This is a genomic window from Streptomyces sp. V1I1 (genome assembly GCF_030817355.1).
Lineage (GTDB): Bacteria > Actinomycetota > Actinomycetes > Streptomycetales > Streptomycetaceae > Streptomyces.
Map to the genome: position 1 here is coordinate 1,790,979 of NZ_JAUSZH010000001.1, position 21,579 is coordinate 1,812,557.

16 protein-coding genes are annotated in these 21,579 nt (G+C 67.4%); 3 read left to right on the forward strand and 13 right to left on the reverse strand.

The genetic code is table 11. The features are described from left to right. Positions 1-93 precede the first annotated feature (93 nt). Entirely contained in the window at positions 94-1,245 is a 1,152-nt protein-coding gene (locus QFZ67_RS08725) for a hypothetical protein (protein WP_307660527.1), read from the reverse strand. Positions 1,246-1,359: 114 nt separating this feature from the next. On the opposite strand from QFZ67_RS08725, the gene QFZ67_RS08730 reads away from it, so the two are divergent. Continuing rightward, complete coding sequence (locus QFZ67_RS08730; protein WP_307660528.1) at positions 1,360-1,743, forward strand: NTP pyrophosphohydrolase; 384 nt, start codon at positions 1,360-1,362, stop codon at positions 1,741-1,743. Here the strand turns inward: QFZ67_RS08730 and QFZ67_RS08735 are convergent. The 3 genes from QFZ67_RS08735 to dxs form a co-directional block, all read right to left on the reverse strand. Beyond that, the gene (locus QFZ67_RS08735) at positions 1,722-3,245 is read right to left on the reverse strand and encodes a glycosyltransferase family 39 protein (RefSeq protein ID WP_307665775.1); all 1,524 of its coding nucleotides are present in this window, start codon (positions 3,243-3,245) and stop codon (positions 1,722-1,724) included. The genes QFZ67_RS08730 and QFZ67_RS08735 overlap by 22 nt on opposite strands. 97 nt (positions 3,246-3,342) lie before the next feature. Further along, on the reverse strand, positions 3,343-4,860 hold the full coding sequence (locus QFZ67_RS08740) for an amino acid permease (protein WP_307660529.1): 1,518 nt from the start codon (positions 4,858-4,860) through the stop codon (positions 3,343-3,345). Between the two features lie 143 nt (positions 4,861-5,003). Next, entirely contained in the window at positions 5,004-6,917 is a 1,914-nt protein-coding gene (dxs, locus tag QFZ67_RS08745) for a 1-deoxy-D-xylulose-5-phosphate synthase (RefSeq protein ID WP_307660530.1), read from the reverse strand. A 253-nt stretch (positions 6,918-7,170) separates the two neighbouring features. On the opposite strand from dxs, the gene QFZ67_RS08750 reads away from it, so the two are divergent. Further along, positions 7,171-7,779: a hypothetical protein gene (locus tag QFZ67_RS08750; RefSeq protein WP_307660531.1), complete on the forward strand. Its 609-nt coding sequence runs from the start codon at positions 7,171-7,173 to the stop codon at positions 7,777-7,779. 65 nt (positions 7,780-7,844) lie between these two features. Here QFZ67_RS08750 and QFZ67_RS08755 read toward each other — a convergent pair whose 3' ends face one another. The 9 genes from QFZ67_RS08755 to ngcE all read right to left on the reverse strand — a co-directional run bounded on the left by QFZ67_RS08755 (position 7,845) and on the right by ngcE (position 17,121). After that, positions 7,845-9,134 carry a sugar ABC transporter permease gene (locus tag QFZ67_RS08755; RefSeq protein WP_307660532.1) on the reverse strand — a complete coding sequence of 430 codons (1,290 nt, stop codon included), beginning with the start codon at positions 9,132-9,134 and terminating at the stop codon, positions 7,845-7,847. Continuing rightward, positions 9,131-9,919, reverse strand: a complete 789-nt coding sequence (locus QFZ67_RS08760) for an ATP-binding cassette domain-containing protein (protein ID WP_307660533.1) — start codon at positions 9,917-9,919, stop codon at positions 9,131-9,133. The genes QFZ67_RS08755 and QFZ67_RS08760 overlap by 4 nt, the downstream gene beginning before the upstream one ends. Before the next feature lie 184 nt (positions 9,920-10,103). Further along, positions 10,104-11,216 (reverse strand): substrate-binding domain-containing protein, encoded by a 1,113-nt coding sequence (locus tag QFZ67_RS08765; protein ID WP_307660534.1) that lies wholly within the window; start codon positions 11,214-11,216, stop codon positions 10,104-10,106. A gap of 122 nt (positions 11,217-11,338) precedes the next feature. After that, positions 11,339-12,538, reverse strand: a complete 1,200-nt coding sequence (locus QFZ67_RS08770) for an ROK family transcriptional regulator (protein ID WP_307660535.1) — start codon at positions 12,536-12,538, stop codon at positions 11,339-11,341. A 235-nt stretch (positions 12,539-12,773) separates the two neighbouring features. Continuing rightward, positions 12,774-13,217, reverse strand: a complete 444-nt coding sequence (locus QFZ67_RS08775) for a MarR family winged helix-turn-helix transcriptional regulator (protein ID WP_307660536.1) — start codon at positions 13,215-13,217, stop codon at positions 12,774-12,776. Between the two features lie 2 nt (positions 13,218-13,219). Continuing rightward, on the reverse strand, positions 13,220-13,687 hold the full coding sequence (locus QFZ67_RS08780; protein WP_307660537.1) for a MarR family winged helix-turn-helix transcriptional regulator: 468 nt from the start codon (positions 13,685-13,687) through the stop codon (positions 13,220-13,222). Between the two features lie 93 nt (positions 13,688-13,780). Next, a complete protein-coding gene (locus QFZ67_RS08785; RefSeq protein WP_307660538.1) occupies positions 13,781-14,698 on the reverse strand; it encodes a carbohydrate ABC transporter permease in 918 nt (305 codons plus the stop codon). Position 14,699: 1 nt separating this feature from the next. Next, positions 14,700-15,623: a carbohydrate ABC transporter permease gene (locus QFZ67_RS08790; RefSeq protein WP_307660540.1), complete on the reverse strand. Its 924-nt coding sequence runs from the start codon at positions 15,621-15,623 to the stop codon at positions 14,700-14,702. 49 nt (positions 15,624-15,672) lie between these two features. Next, on the reverse strand, positions 15,673-17,121 hold the full coding sequence (gene ngcE / locus QFZ67_RS08795; protein ID WP_307660541.1) for an N-acetylglucosamine/diacetylchitobiose ABC transporter substrate-binding protein: 1,449 nt from the start codon (positions 17,119-17,121) through the stop codon (positions 15,673-15,675). Positions 17,122-17,652: 531 nt separating this feature from the next. Between ngcE and QFZ67_RS08800 the strand changes: the two genes are divergently transcribed. Then, the gene (locus QFZ67_RS08800; protein ID WP_307660542.1) at positions 17,653-21,492 is read left to right on the forward strand and encodes a GH92 family glycosyl hydrolase; all 3,840 of its coding nucleotides are present in this window, start codon (positions 17,653-17,655) and stop codon (positions 21,490-21,492) included. The last annotated feature ends 87 nt before the right edge of the window (positions 21,493-21,579 follow it).

The following is a 21,579-nucleotide window of genomic DNA, read 5'->3' on the forward strand; positions in this document are numbered from 1 at the left end:
GAGCAAGCACGCAGCACGCGAGCGAGCAACTGCCCCGGCACCGTCCTTCGGTGCCGGGGCAGTTTGCGTTGTCGAGGTTCCGGCGCGCGGCCGTCAGATCCGGGTCCAGGCCTCCATCGCCAGACCGGGCTCCGTCGTCTTCTGCCGGGTGATCCGGAGGCCGCCGTCGGCGGCGAACGCGGCGAGCACGACGCGGCCATCGGCGTCGACGGCCAGTGCCGGGGCGCCCACACACGCTTCTCCGGTGCCGGTCCAGACCGCACCCGCGGGCTCGTCCTCGGTCGGATACGCGGCGAGCGCGGGCCGTCCGTCGGCGTGGCGCTGCGCCATGAGCGTGCAGTCGTGGCCGTCCACGGAAGCCCGCAGCACGGCCACCGGCCCGGTGCCCGTCCCGCCGCCCAGCGGCTCGGGCACGCTGTCCTGACGCCAGGCGTGCACCTCGGCGGACTTCTCGTCGCGCCAGAAGAAAGTGAGCCGGTCCTCACCGGTCGCCACACCCGATACGGAGCCGTCGCGGACCTGCGCGGGGATGTCCTCGTCCCTGGTGAACAGGGGCTTGTCGCCGTCCTGCAGCCAGCGCATGATGCCCTCGCGCGCGGGCGCGAGAATCTCCGCCCGGCCGCTGCCGGTCGCGGCGGCGGCGAGCCTGCCATGGGCTCCGCTGCCCTTGAGATCGGCCCACGGCCGCCAGGCTCCGGAGGAGGTCTGACTGCGACCGCACACCCCGCCGCCGACGTTGCGTACGAAGACATGGACGTTGCCGACGCCGTCCACGACCGACGCCGGACGGCCTATCTGCCCGGCGAGCTTCCAGTCGTTCGGATACGGCGTGCCCAGCGGCTGCCAGTCCTTCACCGGACGGCCCGACTGGTACTGGATCGCATGGACGAGGTCCGTCCGGACCTCGTCACCGCCCGCCGGGGTCTGCCGCAGGCCGAAGAGGTGCACATAGCCGTCGGCTCCCTGGGCGAAGGAGAGGTACGGCAGCAGACCGTCGGCCGGGACCACCAGCTCGGGGCCCGACCACTCGGGCCCGGCAGGCTGGGTCTCGGTCCACCGAAGCACACCGCCTACGGTGGGTGCGTACGCCGTGAGCCGGCCGTCCTTGCCGCGCAGCAGCCAGCCGGTGGCCGTCGGACTGCCGTCCTCCGCAGTGCTGACCGGTGCGTGGCCCCGCTGTGCGGTGGGAACCTCGCGAGTCCGGCCCGCCTGCTGCTTCGATCTTCGCGCAGGCCCCAACGCCATGGCTCACCGGCCACCTTTCCTGACGAGAAACCGCACTGAGCGGCCGCATACAACGCTCCATGAAGTGCTGCGACAATAACACCCAGCCGGTCGGCGAATTTTTGGGGATTTCTGATGCGAACGCTTGTGATCGTCGACGCAGCAAATGTGGTCGGTTCAGTGCCCGACGGCTGGTGGCGCGACCGCCGCGGGGCAGCCGAGCGGCTGCGGGACCGGCTGGTCGATGTCGCGGCGGCCGGAGTCCCCGGGCATCCCGGTCCCGTCGAGCTGGTGCTCGTCGTGGAGGGGGCCGCCCGCGGGGTGGAGAGTGTGCCCCAGGTGCGGGCCGAGTCCGCGCCGGGCAGCGGGGACGACAGAATCGTGGAGCTGGTGTCCGAGCGTCCGGCGGGCCAGCCCTGCGTCGTGGTCACGGCCGACCGGGAACTCAGACGGCGGGTAGAGGCGTACGGCGCCGAGTGCATGGGACCGCGGGCGGTTCAGCCGCCCGAGCGTACATAGAACACCGCGCCGTCGACCTCGTCGGGCAGCGGCTCGTAGTGCCAGGACAGCAGCCTGTTCAGGGTGGGGATCCGCTCCGGGGCGAACGGTTTGCCGCGGGAGTCATCCACGATCAGGGCCGGTCTGCGGCGGCGCATCTCGCCGGCGAAGACCTGCCACGCGCCCGCCACCGCGTACTTCTCACCGACCTGCGGACCGTTGCGGCCGCCGCTGTAGTTGGTGAGCAGTCCGGCGGTCAGATACCGGCTGGCGGGTGCCCGGTCGGCGAGCCAGTACATCTCGGGGTGTATCCCCCACACCAGAACCGGCTCCGACGGGCTTGTACGGGCCTGTACGGCGGCGGCAAGCCGCTCGGCATGGTCCAGCTCCGGGCGCGGCGCCAGCATCCCCCAGGCGAGAAACAGCGCGCACCCGCAGGCCGAGGTGAGCAGCGCCGTCGCGAGCCGGGCGCGCGGCAGGATTTGCAGCGCGCCTGCCGCCAACAGAGCCAGCGGCGGGATCAGTTGCAGGTAGTAGTGGCCGAAGAAGTGGAAGCCGAGCAGCACGGCGGCCGCCGACGCCGCCAGCCACAGCCACAGGTCGGTGGCGCCGGTCCTGGCGATGCGCAGCACCCGCACGATCGGCGGGATCAGCCCGGCGCAGGCGGCGCCGAGCAGCGCGGTGTTGACCACGGCCCGGAACAGGACGTGGAGTTCGGAGCCGGTGAAGGTGGCGTACGCACCCGAGCCTGTCACCGTCCAGAACACAAAGCCGTACGGAGTGGTCAGCCCGGCGGCGCAGAGCACCGGGAGCCCGAGGCCGACTCCCGTACGCAGCAGGGCTGTTCGGGACGCTGACGTCTGCCAGAGCAGCCACAGGACCGGGACCAGGACTGCTCCGCCGGTCTGTTTGGTGAGGAGGGCCCCCGCCACCGCGAGGCCCGCCGCGGCCCAGCGGCCCCGGTCCGCGCACCAGATGGCGGCCGCCGTGAACGGCAGCATGAAGACCTCGAAGGTGGCCGCCTGCGCGTCCTGCGGATTGAGGCCGATGGAGACCAGCAGATACAGGACGCCTGCGGTGCGTCCGGCCCGGTCGCCCCAGCGGCGGCGGGCGATGCCCACGAGCAGGGCGGCAGTGATCAGTTGGGCGATGACCGCCAGGATTTTGACGGAGAGCAGGGATTCGTCGCCGAACACCGCGAACGACGCCTGGTACAGCAGGGGCAGCAGCGGCGGTTTGCGGTCGACCACCGTGTCGTACAGCGCTCCCCCGTCGGCCAGTATCCGTGCCTGGACGGCGAGATAGCCCTCGTCCGGGTTCCACAGCCGGCGTCCGAAGGAAGGGATGCGGGTGACGAGGGCGAGCAGGGCCAGCACCGGGAGCAGCCGCCGCCAGTAGCCGGGCGGGGGGACGGCGGACGGAGGGACGGCGGATGGAGGGACGGCGGACGGAGCACGGCCTCGCTGCCGGGGCAGTGCAGTTGCGGATACGTACCGTAGCGACGACGACGGCTCGACGAGCATGCCTGCCTTTCGGGTCCGGGGGGTCACCCGGAAAAGCACAGTATCCGGCCCCGCAGTCCCCCCCGAAGCGGGACATACGGGGCCGGGCAGAACAGGTCTAGTACTTGGCGTCGGCACCCACCTTGCCGAGGCGGCTGTGGTGGCGCCCGTACACGAAGTACACCAGGAAGCCGAGCGCCATCCAGATGGCGAACCGCACCCAGGTCTCGGCCGGCAGATTGAGCATCAGCCACACCGAGGCGGCCACCGAGAGGATCGGAACCAGCGGCACCCACGGGGTGCGGAACGCGCGGTGCAGTTCGGGCCTGGTGCGGCGCAGGACGATCACGCCGAGTGCGACGACGACGAACGCGAAGAGCGTGCCGATGTTCACCAGTGTCGCGAGCTCGTTGATGCTGGTGAAGCCCGCGATGATCGCGATGATCACGCCGAGCAGGATGGTCGGCCGGTAGGGCGTGCGGAAGCGCGGGTGTGTGACGGAGAAGAACCGCGGCAGCAGCCCGTCCCGGCTCATCGCGAAGAACACCCGGGTCTGACCGAGCAGCAGAATCATGCACACCGTGGTGAGGCCGACCGCGGCGCCGAAGCTGATGACACCGGCGTAGAACGGGTGCCCGACGGACTTGAAGGCGTCGGCGAGCGGGGCGCTCACCGACATTTCGGTGTAGTGCTGCATGCCGGTGACCACCAGCGAAACGGCGACATAGAGCACGGTGCAGATCAAGAGCGAACCGAGGATGCCGCGCGGCATGTCCCTCTGCGGGACTTTGGTCTCCTCGGCGGCGGTGGCCACCACGTCGAAGCCGATGAAGGCGAAGAAGACGACGGAGGCGGCGGTGAAGATGCCCATGACGCCGAAGTTGGTGGGTGCGTATCCGAAGATCAGCTGGACCAGAGGGGCGTCCAGACCCGCACCGGCGGGCTGTGGCTGCGCCTTGGGGATGAAGGGCGAGTAGTTGTCGGCCTTGATGAAGAAGGCGCCCGCGACGATCACGATCATGACCACGGTCAGTTTGATGGCGACCACGACCGCCGTGACCCGGGCGGACAGCTTCATGCCGAGCACCAGGATGACCGTGAGAATCAGCACCAGTACGAAGGCCAGGAGATCGAAGCCGAACCCTACCGCCACATCGGGCCCGGAGAGCGCTTCGGGCATGTGCCAGCCGACGTTGTCCATCAGCGAGCGGACATAGCCCGACCAGCCGACCGCCACCACGGCGGTGCCGAGGGCGAACTCTAGGACCAGGTCCCAGCCGATGGTCCAGGCGACCAGCTCACCGAGCGAGGCGTACGAGAAGGTGTACGCCGATCCTGCCACCGGGACGGTGGAGGCGAACTCGGCGTAGCAGAGCGCGGCGAGGCCACAGACGATGCCCGCGGCCACGAATGCGAGGGCGGTCGCGGGACCCGCCGTCTCCTTGGCCACCTTGCCCGTGAGAACGAAGATGCCGGTGCCGATGATGACCCCGACCCCGAAGACCGTCAGGTCCAGCGCGGAGAGGGATTTCTTGAGCGCGTGCTCCGGCTCCTCGGTATCACGGATCGACTGTTCGACCGTCTTGGTCCGGAACAGGCCGTCTCCGGCTGGTCCCGTGTCCTGCTGCGTACTCACCGGCGTACCTCCACGCACTCGTCGTGAACGCCATGATTGAGACATCGGCGGTCCGAGAGGGCTCCGTACGGGTGGATTTCACGCGAATGGGCCGGTCGGACCACCCATACAGGGTGAACCCACCGGCCCTTCGGCGCTACAGGTCAGTCGCGGGCAGGCTCGACCGCCTCGGTGTCGAACCGGCCGTCCAACTTGGAGACGAGACCGGTGACCTGACGGGCGATGTCCGGCGCGGTCAGGCCGATCTCCGCCATGACCTCCTTGCGGGAGGCGTGGTCGAGGAAGCGCGGCGGGATGCCGAAGTCGCGCAGCGGTACGTCGACGCCCGCGTCGCGCAGCGCCTGGGCGACGGCCGAACCGACGCCGCCCGCACGGCTGTTGTCCTCGACGGTGACGACGACGCGGTGCTGCTCGGCGAGCGGCGCGAGGGCCTCGTCGACCGGCTTCACCCAGCGCGGGTCGACGACGGTGGTCGTGATGCCCTGGGCGTCGAGCAGACCGGCGATCTCCAGGCACATCGGTGCGAGCGCGCCGACGGAGACGAGGAGGACGTCGGGCCGGTCCGTGCCGGCGGTGCGCAGGAGGTCCATGCCGCCGACCTTGCCGACGGCCTTTACGGCGGGGCCGACCGCGCCCTTGGAGAAGCGCACCACGGTCGGCGCGTCATCGACCTCGACGGCCTCGCGCAGCTGGGCGCGGACCTGGTCGGCGTCGCGCGGGGCCGCGATCCGCAGGCTGGGCACGCACTGCAGGATCGACATGTCCCACATGCCGTTGTGCGAGGCGCCGTCGGTGCCGGTGACGCCTGCCCGGTCGAGTACGAACGTCACGCCGCACTTGTGCAGGGCCACGTCCATCAGCACTTGGTCGAAGGCGCGGTTGAGGAATGTGGCGTACACGGCGAAGACGGGGTGCAGTCCGCCGGTCGCGAGGCCGGCGGCGGAGACCGCGCCGTGCTGCTCGGCGATGCCGACGTCGTAGACCCGGTCGGGGAAGGCCCTCGCGAACTTGTCGAGGCCGACCGGCTGGAGCATCGCCGCGGTGATCGCAACGATGTCCTCCCGCTCCTTGCCGAGCTCGACCATCTCCTCGCCGAAGACCGAGGTCCAGTCGAGGCCGGAGCTGGCGATCGGCAGGCCGGTGTCGGGGTGGATCTTGCCGACGGCGTGGAAGCGGTCCGCCTCGTCCTGGAGGGCGGGCTGGTAGCCACGGCCCTTCTCGGTCAGGCAGTGGACGATGACGGGGCCGCCGAAGCGCTTGGCGCGGGCGAGCGCGGACTCCAGGGCCTCGATGTCGTGGCCGTCGATGGGGCCGACGTACTTGAGGCCGAGGTCCTCGAACATGCCCTGCGGGGCGATGAAGTCCTTGAGGCCCTTCTTGGCGCCGTGCAGGGTCTCGTAGAGCGGCTTCCCGACGACGGGGGTGCGCTCCAGGATGTCCTTGCCGCGGGCCAGGAACCGCTCGTAGCCGTCGGTGGTGCGCAGTGTGGCGAGGTGGTTGGCGAGGCCGCCGATGGTGGGGGCGTAGGAGCGCTCGTTGTCGTTGACGACGATCACGAGCGGGCGGTCCTTGGCGGCCGCGATGTTGTTCAGCGCCTCCCAGGCCATGCCGCCGGTGAGGGCTCCGTCGCCGATGACGGCGACGACGTGGTCGTCCTTCTTCAGCACCTCGTTGGCCTTGGCGAGGCCGTCGGCCCAGCCGAGCACGGTCGAGGCGTGGGAGTTCTCGATGATGTCGTGCTCGGACTCGGCACGCGCGGGGTAGCCGGAGAGGCCGCCCTTCATCTTGAGCTTGGAGAAGTCCTGTCGTCCGGTCAGCAGCTTGTGGACGTAGCTCTGGTGGCCGGTGTCCCAGAGGACCTTGTCCTTCGGGGAGTCGAAGACACGGTGCAGTGCGATGGTCAGCTCGACCACGCCCAGGTTGGGACCGAGATGGCCGCCGGTCTTGGCGACGGCGTCCACGAGGAAGATCCGGATCTCGGCAGCCAGCTGGTCCAGCTGCTCCGGGCTGAGCCGGTCCAGATCGCGCGGTCCCGTGATGCGGGTCAGCAGCGCCACCCGTGCCTCCTTGCAGTTGTGCGGTCTAGCTTGCCGGTTTGTCGAGTCTAATGTTCCGCCTGCGGCGCCGGTCGCCGGGCGGTGCGATCTACCTCACGCGATGGGGTGAACGCCCAGACCCGCCCAGAAGTAAACCTTTGACGCGATCACTACAGATCTGCTTGGGTTCACGCGCTTCAAGGTTGATCAACGAGGGCGGGGGCCTCAACGACCAATCATCACCCCCCGTTCTCGAAAATCGGGAGGGAAGTACGTGAAGAGACTCTTTGCAGCGTTTGCACCTGCTGCACTACTGGTCACACTCTTGGCCGCTCCGGCGTCGGCGGAAAGCGCTGAGCAGCCCAAGTCCCAGCGAGTAACGATCGCGGCAGGCGCGGAAGCAGCGGCGCCTGCCGCTACCAGCCGCAAGCTCTACGACGTTGACTTCTTCGTCGGCGAACGAGTCAGCGCCAACCAGATAAGGAAGCTCAAGGTCAAACCGGTCAAGGCCTGGAATGAGCTCCACCGCTGCTTCAACTGCAGCTTCCCCGTCAAGGGCGCGCCGAAGAAGTTTCCGGCCGAGGGGCAGCTCATCAAGCTCAAGGCGTGCGCGACTGGCAGCTGGGGCTGCAAGCCTGCCCCTGTCCGCTACTACAAGAGCACGGGCTGGCCGTACACCTGGTACTTCATCGCCCAGAAGGGACACTTCGACGGCGCAGGGTCGAAGGTCTACTTCCGCTTTTACAACGACAGTAGTGGGTACCTGAAGCTCAACGTGTGGGCATACGTGACCAAGCCCACGGTCCCCGACGGAGTGAACAAGGAATTCGCCACGTCGAAGTGGCGGGCGTTTGCCCACGTCCTGGGAACGAAGTTGGGCTGACCTTCCGGCGAGGAATCGGTGAGGGGCCGGCGCCAGCAGGCGCCGGCCCCTCACGCGTCTGCCGGCTAGGCGCGGCCCGCGCTCTTCTGGGTCTTGCGGGTGACAGAGTCGATCACCACGGTCGCCAGGAGTACGCCACCGGTAATCATGTACTGGATCGGCGTAGCGATGCTTTCCAGCGCCAGGCCGTACTGGATCGAGACGATCACCATCACACCGAGCAAGGCGTTCCAGGTCCGGCCGCGTCCGCCGAAGAGGCTGGTGCCACCGATGACGGCGGCCGCGATGACGTTCATCAGAAGGTCACCGGCGCCCGCGCTCTGGTTGGCCGCAGCGATCTTGGAAGCCCAGAACAGACCGCCGATGGCGGCGAAGGTACCTGCGATCGCGAAGACCGAGATCCGGACCGCCGTGACGTTGATGCCCGCACGACGGGAGGCCTCGACGCTGCCGCCGAGTGCGAAGATCTTACGGCCGTAGGTGGTCCGACGGAGCACGAAGTCCGTGACCACCAGCACAACGAGGAACAGGACCAGCGCCAGCGGCAGGCCCCGGTACTGGTTGAACATGATCGCCGCGGCAAAGGCCGCCACGGCCAGCAGAACCGTACGCACCACGATGTCGACAAGCGGCCGCGACGGGATACCTGCGGCCTCACGACGGCGGGCGTCGAGGAAGGCCGAGACGAAGAATCCGGCCACCGCAACCGCGGCCAGGCCGTAGGCGGCTGCCACGTCGGAGAAGTAGTACGTGGTCAGCTTGCCGACCACACCGTCGCCATCCAGGTTGATGGTGCCTTGGTCGCCGAGTAGCTGGAGCATGAAGCCCAGCCAAAAGAGCAGACCGGCCAGCGTGACGGCGAACGCGGGTGCGCCGATCCGGGCGAAGAAGAAACCGTGGAGGGCGCCAATTACGGCGCCGCTGACGATCGCAACCAGGACAGCCAGCCACTCGTTCATGCCGTGTGTGACGCTCAGTACGGCGACGATCGCGCCGGAGACACCGCTGACGGAGCCGACCGACAGGTCGATCTCACCGAGCAGCAGCACAAAGATGATGCCTACGGCCATCATGCCGGTGGCCACCATCGCGACGGCGATGTCGCTGAGGTTCTTCGCGGAGAGGAACTGGGAGTTCAGGCTCTGGAAGATCACACAGATGACGATCAGACCGATGATGACCGGCATCGAGCCCAGGTCACCGGCGGACATCTTGCGCTTGAACTCCGAGACGTAGCCGCCGAGGCCCTGCTCGCGCACGAGCAGCCGCGGGTCGACCGCGGTGACCGCGTCGTGCGCGGCCTCCGGGTTGACGACCGGGGCGTCGGTGTGCGTGGAGGTCTTTTCGGTGTTCACTTCTGGACCTCCGAGGCGCGCGCCGCACGACGGGTCACGGCGTTGTCCGTGGCACCGGTGATGGCGGAGATGATCTCTTCCTGCGAGGTGGACTTGACGTCGAAGACGCCGTTGTTGCGGCCCAGCCGGAGCACGGCCACCCGGTCGGCCACAGCCTTGACGTCAGCCATGTTGTGACTGATCAGGATCACCGCGTGACCGCGCTCGCGCAGCCGCTCGACGAGGTCGAGGACCTGCGCGGTCTGCTCGACGCCGAGGGCCGCGGTGGGCTCGTCGAGGATGACGAGCTTGGGCTCGCCGAGCATGGAGCGGGCAATGGCCACGGTCTGCCGCTGACCGCCGGAGAGCGACGCGATCGGGATGCGCACGCTGGGGATGCGGATCGACAGCGTGTTGAGGAGCTCACGGGCGCGGCGCTCCATCTCGACCTCGTTCAGGATGCCGCGCCTGCGGATCTCCCGCCCAAGGTAGAGGTTTCCGACAACGTCGATGTTGTCGCACAGTGCGAGGTCCTGGTAGACGGTCGCGATGCCCAGGTTCTGGGCGTCGTGCGGCCGGTTGATCTGGACGGACGTGCCGTCCCACTCGATGACTCCCTCATCGATGGGATGCACACCGGCGATCGTCTTGACCAGCGTGGACTTTCCGGCGCCGTTGTCGCCTACGAGGGCGACCACCTCGCCGCCGTGGACCTCAAGCTCTACGTCGGTGAGCGCCTGAACGGCACCGAATCGCTTGGAGACCCCGCGCAACGCCAGCACGGGCGTAGCGGACACGTGAACCATCTCCTTCGCCGCCTGACCGGCGGGGATGCCGCGCCGGAGAAACGGGCGCGGTGGTTGAGCAGAAGCGAACAGAAGGGAAGAAGCGTTTCTGTACGGCGCCCCACCCCCGATGGCGGGGGCTGAATGAGGGGCAGAGCACCGGACAGGCTTCCAGGGGGCGTAAGTCCCGTAAGGCTTGGGGGACTTACTTCAGACCGAGTGCGTCGCAGGCGGCCTTGTACTTCGCGGTGCAGATCTGGGCAGCCGTGTACACGCCGTCCTTGACGACCGTGTCGTTGATGTTGTCCTTGGTCAGCGAGACGACCGGGACGAGCACAGACGGGATGCCCTTGTTGGTGGGGCTGTCCACCTTCTCCTTGGCGATCGAGTCGACCTTCTCGCCCTTGGCGAGCGCGACGGCCATCTCGGCCGCGGCGGCCGCCTCCGGGGCGTACGGCTTGTAGACGCTCATGTACTGCTCACCCGCGACGATCCGCTGCACACCGGCGAGCTCGGCGTCCTGGCCGGTGACCGGCGGGAGCTTGGCGACGCCGGCGGCCTTCAGGGCGGTGATGATGCCGCCCGCCATGCCGTCGTTGGCGGAGTACACGCCGATGATCTTGTCCTTGCCAAGGGCCGTGATCGCCGCCTCCATGTTGGCGTTGGCGTTCTCCGGCTTCCACTCCTTGGTGTCGTACTCGCGGCCGATGTTCACCTTGCCCTCGAGTTCGGCCTTGGCACCCTTCTTGAACAGCGCTGCGTTCGGGTCGGTGATCGCGCCGTTCATCATGACGATCTGGCCGTCCTTGGCCTTGTCGCCGAGGGCGGTGAGCAGCGCCTTGCCCTGGACGTGGCCGACCTCTTCGTTGTCGAACGAGGTGTAGGCGTCGATCGGGCCCTCGGCCAGGCGGTCGAAGGCGACGACCGGGATGTTCGCCTCCTTGGCCTTCTTGACCGAGCCGGCGATGGCCTTGGAGTCCACCGCGTCCACGATCAGCGCGTCCACCTTGTTGGTGATCATGGTGTCGACCTGCTGGTTCTGCAGCGTTGCGTCCTGCTTGGCGTTGGCGTAGAGAACCTCAGCCTTGCCGTTGGTCAGCTCGCTGATCTTCTTCTCGATGAGCGGCTTGTCGAACTGCTCGTAGCGCGCCGTCTGGTTCTCCGGCAGCAGCAGACCAATCTTGATCGCGTCGCCCTTGCCGGCGCCGGTCTCCTTGGTCTTGTCGCCGGACTCCTTGGCGCTGCCACACGCGGCGAGGGAAACAGCCATCGTGGTGGCTGCTACGGCAACGGCGGCACGACGCATTCGCATGTTCATCTTCGAAAACCTCCCTGACGAGGCCGCGTCGTTGCGGCCGAGGTGGCTGGAAGTCAACTCGGCCCCGCTGCCAGCGTCAAGGAGTAAATCCTTAACGAGATGACAACGGTGCCATTCGTTATCTAAGTGAAGGCAGGTGCTCCGGCAGGGAGCGGACTGTCGAGAAGGGTCGAATCGCCCATTTCGCTGAGTACCAAGGCCAGTGAACCCAGCACTTCGGCACGCCCTCCGAGCGCCCCCGGAAGGACGGACAACTGACGCGCCGCGCTGGGAATCGCGTAGCGCGAGACCGACTCCCGGATCGGTCCGAGAACCAATTCTCCCGCTTCGGCAAGATTTCCGCCGAGCACGACGCGACTCGGGTTGAGCAGGTTGCACAGATTGGCCACGCCGCTGCCGATGTGCCGCCCCACATCGGCGACCACGCGGCGGCAGCCGGGGTCGCCCTCGCGCGCCAGCTGCACCACGCGCTCCATGGTCAGATCGGGCCCATGGCTGGACTGGAGGAGCGGCAGTACGTAGCGGGCGGCGGCGAACGTCTCCAGGCAGCCGCGGTTGCCGCAGCGGCAGACCGGGCCCGATTCGTCCAGCGTGATGTGGCCGATCTCGCCGGCCGTGCCGCCCGGGCCGCGGTAGATCTGGCCGTCTATCACCAGGCCGGCGCCGACGCCGCTGGCGACCTTGATGTACGCGAGGTCCTTGACCCCGCGGCCACTGCCCCAGACCATCTCGCCCAGCGCGCCGAGGTTGGCGTCGTTGTCGACGTACACAGGCACGCCGAGCCGCCCGGAGAGCTCCTCGCTGGGGTTGATCCCGGTCCAGCCCGGCAGGATCGAGGTGGAGCCGAGGGTGCCGGACTCCACGTCGATCGGACCCGGTACGCCGAGACCGACGCCGATCACCTTGTCCTGGCCGATCCCAGTCGCCGCGATCAGCCGGTTGACCAGCTGTTCGGCCCTGCCGAAGCCCTGCGCGGACGAGGCGTCCACATCGAGCGGTTCGGACTCCTCGGCGAGCACCTGGTGGGCGAGGTTGCCGATGGCGACGCGCAGATGGGTGTGGCCGAAGTCGACGCCGATGACGATGCCCGCGTCGCCACTGAGAGAGACGCTGCGGGCCCTGCGACCGCCGGCCGAGGTGGGGGTGACCTCGACGGTTCCGCCGTCTTTCAGTTCGCGAACGATATTGGAGACCGTTGCTGCGGAGAGGCCTGTGCTCCTCGCGATCTCCGCCTGCGTGAGCGAGCCCGCCATACGCACAGCGCGTACGACCCGCTCTAGGTTGGCCCGGTGCAGAGATGTCTGCGACCCCGGAGTCTCCATTGACTCATCCACTCCTGCCCCCGGTGGGCGGCACGACGGCCGCCCCCGGCCGGGCCCACCGCGAAGCGGCACCCGACGTTTCTCCAACTTGTGAACTCTAAGCTCAACTCTCGGGCCTTATCCCGTCAAGACCTTGAGCGGGGGCAACCACGGATGAGCGAGGCAGGGCGGCAGCCGGGGCAGCGGTCGGAGGGGGGCCGGGGCAGCGGTCGGCGAAGGGGTGTTTTTCGGGCGCCTAGGCGCCCGCCAGCTCGGCGTTTGCCCGGGCCGTGACCAGGGTCAGCAGGCGGCCCGCGGTCGCCAGATCGTCGGCGGGGAGGTCGCCGTAGAGCCGCTCAGTGATCTCGGCGACGGCCGCCCGGATCCGCCCGTTCAGCGTCCGGCCCGCTTCCGTGAGGCGAAGGCGGGACGTGTCACCGGGCACGGTCTCCAGCAGCTTCGACTCGGCGAGCTCGCCGATGGTCACCAGGACCGCCGACTCGTCGATCTTCAGGGCGCCGGTCATCCGGGCGACGAGGGCGCCGTGCTCGACGGCCTCACCGCCGTCCGCGACGGCGTTCAGCGCCACCGACTGATTGAACGTGGTACCGGTGGGAGCCAGGGCTGTCTTCAGAAGGGCCCGCGTCGCATAGTGGGCCTGGCCTATGACCTGGCCGTTGAGGGTCGGGGCTGTGGACATCGTTACTCCTCGGTCGGGAAGTCGAGTGGTGTGTCGAGCAGGAGCGCCAGTTCGCGGGAGAAGACTTCGGCACGTGAACCGTGCAGTCCCCCCAGCGGCTCCAGAAGCTGATCGAGGAGCCGCCGGACGACGGTGATCGCCCGCCGGGTGACCGCACGCCCATGAGTCGTGAGCGACAGCTGGACGGCGCGCGTGTCGGCGGGGTCCGGGGCGCGCTCGACGAGACCGGCTGCCTCCAGGGCGCGGGCCAGCTTCGACACATAAAGAGGTTCGAGGCCGGTGCGGTCGGCGAGCTGCCGCTGACTGGGCCGGAGCCCGGAGCGCTCCATACCGAGCAGCGAGGCGACCAGTGAGTACTGCGCATGGGTAAGACCCAGGGGCGCGACGGCCCGGTCGACGGCGACCCGCCACTTCATCGACAGTCGCCAGACCAGGAAGCCGGGCGTGGGGCCTTCGGATGCTGCACTCATGGCAAATACAGTACATGGCTACTATGTACATGGCTACTGTTATGAGGCCGGAACCCGGCCCCCGCGACGGGCCGGGGTTCCGGAGTGGTGCTCCTACTTCAGCGCACCCGCGGTCAGACCGGCGACCACCTGCCGCTGGAAGATGATGTACGCCGCGAGCACCGGCAGCATCGCCATCACCAGACCGGCGAAGAGACCGGACCAGTCACCCTTGTAGCCCTGGCTGACGGCAAGTTCGACCAGGCCCTGGGAGAGCACCTTCTTCTCCGGCTCGGTGTTGAGCACGGTCGGCAGCATGTACTGGTTCCACTGCCCGAGGAAGTTGAAGATGGCGACGCTGATCAGGCCCGGCTTCGCCATCGGCAGCATCACCTGGAAGAACGTCCGGGTGTGGGAGGCCCCGTCGATCAGCGCCGCCTCGGCCACCGAGGTCGGCAGCGTACGGAAGAAGGCGGTGAGGAAGAAGACGGTGAACGGCAGGGAGTAGGCGATGTAGACCAGGATCAGGCCGTGCAGCGTGTTCAGCAGGGCGACGTTGTTCAGCACGAAGAACAGCGGCACCAGCGCCAGCATGACGGGGAAGCTCATTCCTCCGATGAAGAGGAAGTAGATGAAGCGGTTCCCTGGGAAGTCGAAACGCGCGAGGACGTACGCGGCCATCGAGCCGAACAGCAGCGTGCCGACCAGCGAACCGCCCACCACCAGAACGGTGTTGAGGAAATAGTCGCTCATGTGCGCCTGGCTCCAGGCGCGCGACCAGTTCTCGAAGTGCAGCGAGTCGGGCAGTGACCACGGCGAGGTGAAGATGGCCTTGTCGGTCTTGAACGAGGTCATCACCGCCCAGAGCAGCGGCAGGACGACCATGATCGCCCAGATGACGAGCACACCGTGCGAGAAGACGTTGAGGACGCCGCCCTCGGTCCTCTTCGTCCTGGTGGGCGGTGCTGTCGTCTTGACCACCGGCGGGCGGTCCTCGGAGATGCCGGCGGGCGGGGTGTCAGTCGTCTTCATGTCAGAACTCCAGCCGCTCGCGCCGGCCGACCCGCATCACGACGGCCGCGAAGGCCAGCGTGACGACGAGCAGGGCGACACCGATCGTTGTCGCGTATGCCGCCTGGCCGTCGCGGAACGCCGTTTGGTAGACGTACAGCGTGAGCACCGTCGTCGAGTAGTCGGGTCCGCCGGGGCCCACGGTCATGATCTGTACGACCGCGAAGGACTCCGCGCCCAGGGCCAGGATTCCCATGTAGACCCAGCCCGACTGCACGGTGTCCCACAGCAAGGGCAGGGTGATCCGGAAGAAGGTGGTGAACCGGTTCGCGCCGTCCAGCAGCGCCGCCTCGTAGAAGTCCCTGGGGATGGACGCCATTCCCGCGGAGAACAGCACGACGAAGAAGCCGACCGTGCTCCAGACCAGGACCGCCATGACGCACCACAGGGCGAGATCGGGATCGCCGAGCCAGCCCGGCTGGATGCTGTCGAGGCCCACGGCCCGCAACGCTCCGTTGATCGCGCCCTCGTTGGGGTTGTACGCGAACTGGAACAGCAGGGCCACGATCGCGATCGACAGCACCTGCGGGAAGAAGTAAGCGATCTTGTAGAAGGACGAACCGCGCACTCCGGCGATGGCGGCGCCCTTACGGCGCCGCCCGCCCACATTGAGCATGAAGGCGAAGAACAGCGCGAGGCCGAGCGTCACCAGCGGCAGCAGCAGCGCGAACCACAGGCTGTGCTGGAGCGACTTCCAGAAGATGTCGTCGTCCAGCATTCGGCTGTAGTTGTCGAAGCCGACCATCTTGAAGTCCGGGCTCAGGCCGGTCCAGTCCGTGAAGGAGTAGTAAATGGACTGGATGAACGGCCATATGACGAAGACTGCGTACAACGCCAGTGGGGCCGCCAAGAACCCCACGATGAACCGGTACTTGCCGTGTTGCATGGTTACCGACCCCGATCTTCCGGCGAATGCCGCCGCTGGTGACGCGAGCTCACTGGTGCTTGTAGTGCTTGATGGACTGGTCCTTGGCCGCCGCGTCCGCGAAGCCCTGGATCTTCTTGATGGTCTCGGCCGGGGTCGCTCGGCCCGCCATCATCTCGCCCAGACCGGCGACGCCGATCTGCTCCTTCTGCAGCTTCACGTACCAGTCCTGCAGGCGCGGGTTGACGACGTTCTCGCCGGCCTTCTTCAGCGCGTCGACACCGGACTGCATCGCCGTCGACAGGGTCAGACCGTCGGTACCGCCGTTGAACGCCGTCAGCGACTTCACCTGCTGGGTGAAGCTCTTCGACGAGGCCTCGCTGAGCATGATGCGCAGTTGCTCCATGCCGCCCTCGGCGTTCTTCGCCTTGGCCGGGACGACGAAGGGCTCACCGCCGGATGCCCAGATGGTGCCGAACGGCAGCTTGTCGGACTTGTCGAGGCCGGTGGGCGCGGCCACCATCATCTTGAAGTCCTTGGGCGTGGTCTTCGCCGCCTCGTTCTCCACCCAGGATCCGTTGGGGATGAAGAGCGCCTTGCCCTCGGTCCAGGCCGTCTGGGACTGGATGTGGTCGATGCCGGGCGTGCCCTTGAGGATGTAGCCCTTCTTGAAGAGCTCGTAGTACGCCTCGAAGGCAGCCTTGACGGCCGGGTGCTCCCAGGCCTTGGGCTCGAGGTTGTCGATGGCGTCGAGGACCTCACGGCCGCCGATCTTGGCGATGAAGGGGTACAGCGAGAACGGCAGGTAGTACGGGTGCTTGCCCGCGTACGTCCAGCCGGCGATGCCCTTCTTCTTCGCCTTCTCGCACAGGGCGAGCATCTCGTCCCAGGTCTCCGGGTACGCGGAGTCGAGCTTCTCCAGGGCGGTCTGGGAGTACCACACGCCGTACACGGTGTACGCGTAGTAGAGGATCCAGACCGGGTCACCGTCGAACTGGCCCATCTCGACGATGCCCGGGCGCAGCGTGTCGCGCACCTTCTTGTTCGGGTCGTCGATGGACGGCGCGTCCAGCAGCGGGGTGAGGTCGGCGAGCTGCTTCTTGCCGACCAGGACGCCCATGTCCATCTGCTGGGCACCCGAGTTGTCGATCAGGTCCGGCGGGGTGCCGCCGTTGAAGCGCGGCTGAAGCTCCGACTGGATCTTCTGCGTCGCGCGGTGCTTGACCTTCGGAGCCTTCGGGAAGGCCTCCTGGTACTTCTTCTCGGCGTCCAGCGCGTACTGCTGGCCGAAACCACCGTCGAAGATGACGACCTCGAGCTGCGCCGTCTCATTGACGCCGAGCGGGTTCTTGGCGGTCTTCTTGCCCTTTTCGACCTTGTTCTCGCTGCCGCCGTCGCTGCTCGCACACGCGGACAGGAAGCTCATCGTCGGAACGGTGATCAAGCCGATTGCTGCGGAACGCTTGATCAGATCGCGACGGCCAAGGCCCTCATTATTGTGGGCGGAGGTGGATCCCATGCTCAAGTCCTCGCCTTCTCCAGGACTCAGGCGGTGTACCGGTCGCCCGTCCTTCTCGCCTGAGGCGAAGGGCCCCGCCACCGCAGTCAGTTGCTGTGTCTTCCCGGGGGGAAACTCAGTGAAGCTTGGGTCGTGCACGGTCGGCAGCGGGAACGGATCTTCCGCGGACGGCAGTCGCTGTCGCAGATGCCGGTCCGCTGTCCCCCGTCCCCCCTGGCCCGCTGCCATATGTGGAACAGCTATGCGGGTGCCGACAGGTATAGTCCACTTCACATCGGGTGAGCAAGATCGAGAGCAAGGTTGGGCAGCAGTCTTTCCCGAGTTGAGACCTCGCGGACACCTGAATCCCGTGCGCGCCCAAGTCCCGTGCGCGCCCATACGATCACAGCGCTCTTCGCCGAACGACTGAATCCGGCCGCCTCACCCCGTCAACACCCTTGACACCGTATGGCACTTACCTCCCTACTGGAGCCTGCGCATCGCGCCTGACAACGTTGTCCAACGCGCTTCCACTGGAGGAAAGGCCCCGGGATGCAGCCCACCCCCAGACCTCGGCAGAGACAAATCCACGCGGCGGCCTTGGTGGCTGCCGCTTCCATGCTCGTGATGACGGCCCAGTCCGCCGCCGTCGCGCTGCCCGCGCCGTCCGCCCAATCCCCCTCGGCGGACCGGGAATTCACCTCGTCCTTCGAGGCGGACGAGCCCCAGCCGGACTGGCGCAATACCGTTGACGTCGGAGCCGATGGACAGAAGCGGTCATCCGGTATCGATGGCGGATTTTCTAGCGGAATACCGGGCAATATCACCGATAAGGTGATAGAGCTGCGCGCCAGCGACGAGAACACCGGCGCCGGTGAGACCAAGGAGAACCTGGTCGATTTGCAGCCGGGCACCAAATGGCTGGGTTTCGAGCCCACCGCTTGGATCGAGTTCGACACGGACGCGCCGGTCAAGGTCGTCACGTATGCGCTCACTTCGGCGAACGACCACGCCGAGCGCGACCCGAAGGACTGGACCCTCAAGGGCTCGGCCGACGGCAAGGAGTGGAAGGTCCTGGATTCCCGCGAGGGCCAGACCTTCGAGAAGCGCTTCGAGACGAAGACGTACAACGTCGGCGACGGCACGAATGCGACGGCGTACGCCCACTACCGGCTGGAGATCACCAAGAACAACGGCGCCGGCGACGCCACCCAGCTCGCCGATGTGCAGTTCTCCAACGGCGACACCAGCACGCCCACCCCCGACGACATGCGCAGCCAGGTCGACCGCGGTCCCGGCGGCTCCCCCACCGCCAAGTCCAACGTCGGATTCACCGGCAAGCGGGCGCTGAAGTACGCCGGCACCCACAAGCCGGACGGCCGGGCCTACTCGTACAACAAGGTCTTCGACGTCAATACGGCCGTGGGCCGCGACACCCAGCTGTCGTACCGGGTCTTCCCGTCCCTGCCGGAGACGGATCTCAACTATCCGGCCACGAATGTGTCGGTGGACCTCGCCTTCACCGACGGCACCCATCTGAGTGATCTTCGGGCGCTCGACTCGCACGGCGGGCTGCTGACCCCGCAGGGCCAAGGCGCGGCCAAGCGGCTCTACGTCAACCAGTGGAACCATGTCGCGTCCAGGATCGGCTCGGTCGCGGCCGGCAAGACGGTCGACCGGATCCTGGTGGCGTACGACTCCCCCAAGGGCCCGGCGAAGTTCCAGGGCTGGATCGACGACATCTCGCTGGCCCCCAAGGCTTCCGAGAAGCGGCTCGCCCATCTCTCGGACTATGCGTCGACCACCCGCGGCACCAATTCCAGCGGCTCCTTCTCGCGCGGCAACAACTTCCCCGCGACCGCCGTCCCGCACGGCTTCAACTTCTGGACACCGGTGACCAACGCCGCGTCCAGGAGCTGGCTGTACGAGTACGCGCGCGGCAACAACGCGGACAATCTGCCGACCGTGCAGGCCTTCAGCGCCAGCCATGAGCCGAGCCCCTGGATGGGCGACCGGCAGACCTTCCAGCTGATGCCGTCCGCGGCGGCAGGCACACCGGACACCGACCGCGCCAAGCGCGCTCTGCCCTTCCGGCACGAGAAGGAGACCGCCCGCCCGCACTACTACGGGGTCACCTTCGAGAACGGTCTCAAGGCCGAGATCACCCCGGCCGACCACGCGGCGATGATGCGGTTCACCTATCCCGGTGACGACGCGAGCATCATCTTCGACAACGTCACCAAGGAGGGTGGGCTGACCCTCGATCCGGCCACCCACTCCTTCACCGGTTTCTCCGACGTCAAGAGCGGACTGTCCACCGGCGCCACCCGGCTCTTCGTGTACGGCGTCTTCGACGCGCCGGTCACCGCATCGGGCGCCGACGGAGTGAGCGGCCACCTCCGTTTCGACGCGGGCAAGGACCGCACCGTCTCTCTCCGGCTGGCCACCTCGCTGATCAGCGTCGACCAGGCGAAGAAGAACCTCGCCGACGAGATCCCGGCCGGCACGGGCTTCGAGCGGGTCAAGGACCGGGCGCAGGACGCCTGGGACGAGCTGCTCGGCAAGGTGGAGGTCGAGGGCGCGAACCACGACCAGCTCACCACGCTCTACTCCAGCCTGTACCGGCTGTACCTCTATCCCAACTCCGGTTTCGAGAACACCGGCACCACGTCCCGTCCCAAGCACCAGTACGCGAGCCCGTTCTCGCCGATGCCCGGACCGGACACCCCGACCCACACCGGCGCGAAGATCGTCGACGGCAAGGTGTACGTCAACAACGGCTTCTGGGACACCTACCGGACGACCTGGCCGGCGTACTCCTTCCTCACCCCGGAGAAGGCGGGCGAGCTGGTGGACGGCTTCGTCCAGCAGTACAAGGACGGCGGCTGGATCTCCCGCTGGTCCTCGCCCGGCTATGCCGACCTGATGACAGGCACCAGTTCGGACGTGGCCTTCGCAGACGCGTACGTCAAGGGCGTGGACTTCGACGCCGAGGCGGCGTACGAGGCGGCGCTGAAGAACGCGACGGTGGTCCCGCCGAGTTCGGGCGTCGGCCGCAAGGGCATGGAGACCTCGCCGTTCCTCGGCTACGCCTCCACCGAGACCCATGAGGGGCTGTCCTGGTCGCTGGAGGGCTACCTCAACGACTACGGCCTCGCCAAGATGGGCCAGGCCCTCTTCAAGAAGACCAAGAAGGCCCGCTATCAGGAGGAGTCCCAGTACTTCCTCAACCGGGCCCGCAACTACATCACGCTCTTCGACTCCAAGGCCGGCTTCTTCCAGGGCCGCGATCTCAAGGGCGACTGGCGGGTCGAGAGCGAGAAGTACGATCCGCGGGTGTGGGGCTACGACTACACCGAGACCAACGGCTGGGGCTATGCCTTCACGGCCCCCCAGGACAGCCGCGGCCTCGCCAATCTCTACGGCGGACGCTCCGCGCTCGGCGAGAAGCTCGACAGCTACTTCTCCACCCCGGAGACGGCCTCGCCCGAGTTCGTCGGCTCGTACGGCAGCGTCATCCATGAGATGACGGAGGCCCGTGATGTCCGGATGGGCATGTACGGCCACTCCAACCAGGTCGCCCACCACGTCACGTACATGTACAACGCCGCCTCACAGCCCTGGAAGACCCAGGAGAAGGTGCGCGAGGTGCTCTCCCGCCTCTACACCGGCAGCGAGATCGGACAGGGCTACCACGGCGACGAGGACAACGGCGAGCAGTCGGCCTGGTATCTCTTCTCCGCGCTCGGCTTCTACCCGCTGGTGATGGGCAGTGGCGAGTACGCGATCGGTTCGCCGCTCTTCACCAAGGCGACCGTGCATCTGGAGAACGGGCGCGACCTGGTGGTCAAGGCCCCGAAGAACAGCGCGAAGAACGTCTACGTCCAGGGTCTGAAGGTGAACGGCAATACCTGGAACTCCACTGCTCTGCCGCATCAGCTGATCGCGCGGGGCGGCACGCTGGAGTTCTCGATGGGCCCGAAGCCGTCCTCGTGGGGTACGGGCAAGAACGCCGCCCCGGTCTCCATCACCCAGGACGACAAGGTGCCCTCGCCACGCCACGATGTGATCACGGCGAGCGGTCCGCTCTTCGACAACGCCTCCGCCACGGAGGCCGTGTTCGAGACGGCGGAGCTGCCGGTGGCGTCGAAGACCCGGGCCGTGCAGTACACCCTCACCTCGTCGGCACGGGCAAAGGCCCCTGCGGGATGGGTGCTGCAGGGTTCGCAGGACGGGACGGTCTGGAAGGACCTCGACAAGCGGTCCGGCCAGTCGTTCGCCTGGGACAGACAGACCCGCGTCTTCACGGTGGGCGCGCCGGGCACGTACGCGAAGTACCGGCTGGTGGCGACGGGTTCGGCGACACTCGCGGAGGTCGAGCTGCTCTCCTGACGTTACGAGTTCGTCACATCACCACGCAGGCCCGCATTCGGATCCTCCGGATGCGGGCCTGTTTGTCCCCCTGGCAACGCCAACGGC

Coding starts and splice junctions, on each gene's coding strand:
- QFZ67_RS08735 (WP_307665775.1), bottom strand. CDS start 3,245: ATGCTCGTCGAGCCGTCGTCGTCGCTACGGTACGTATCCGCAACTGCA.
- QFZ67_RS08760 (WP_307660533.1), bottom strand. CDS start 9,919: ATGGTTCACGTGTCCGCTACGCCCGTGCTGGCGTTGCGCGGGGTCTCC.
- QFZ67_RS08785 (WP_307660538.1), bottom strand. CDS start 14,698: ATGAAGACGACTGACACCCCGCCCGCCGGCATCTCCGAGGACCGCCCG.
- QFZ67_RS08770 (WP_307660535.1), bottom strand. CDS start 12,538: ATGGAGACTCCGGGGTCGCAGACATCTCTGCACCGGGCCAACCTAGAG.
- QFZ67_RS08765 (WP_307660534.1), bottom strand. CDS start 11,216: ATGAACATGCGAATGCGTCGTGCCGCCGTTGCCGTAGCAGCCACCACG.
- ngcE (WP_307660541.1), bottom strand. CDS start 17,121: ATGGGATCCACCTCCGCCCACAATAATGAGGGCCTTGGCCGTCGCGAT.
- QFZ67_RS08725 (WP_307660527.1), bottom strand. CDS start 1,245: ATGGCGTTGGGGCCTGCGCGAAGATCGAAGCAGCAGGCGGGCCGGACT.
- QFZ67_RS08780 (WP_307660537.1), bottom strand. CDS start 13,687: ATGAGTGCAGCATCCGAAGGCCCCACGCCCGGCTTCCTGGTCTGGCGA.
- QFZ67_RS08790 (WP_307660540.1), bottom strand. CDS start 15,623: ATGCAACACGGCAAGTACCGGTTCATCGTGGGGTTCTTGGCGGCCCCA.
- QFZ67_RS08775 (WP_307660536.1), bottom strand. CDS start 13,217: ATGTCCACAGCCCCGACCCTCAACGGCCAGGTCATAGGCCAGGCCCAC.
- QFZ67_RS08800 (WP_307660542.1), top strand. CDS start 17,653: ATGCAGCCCACCCCCAGACCTCGGCAGAGACAAATCCACGCGGCGGCC.
- QFZ67_RS08730 (WP_307660528.1), top strand. CDS start 1,360: ATGCGAACGCTTGTGATCGTCGACGCAGCAAATGTGGTCGGTTCAGTG.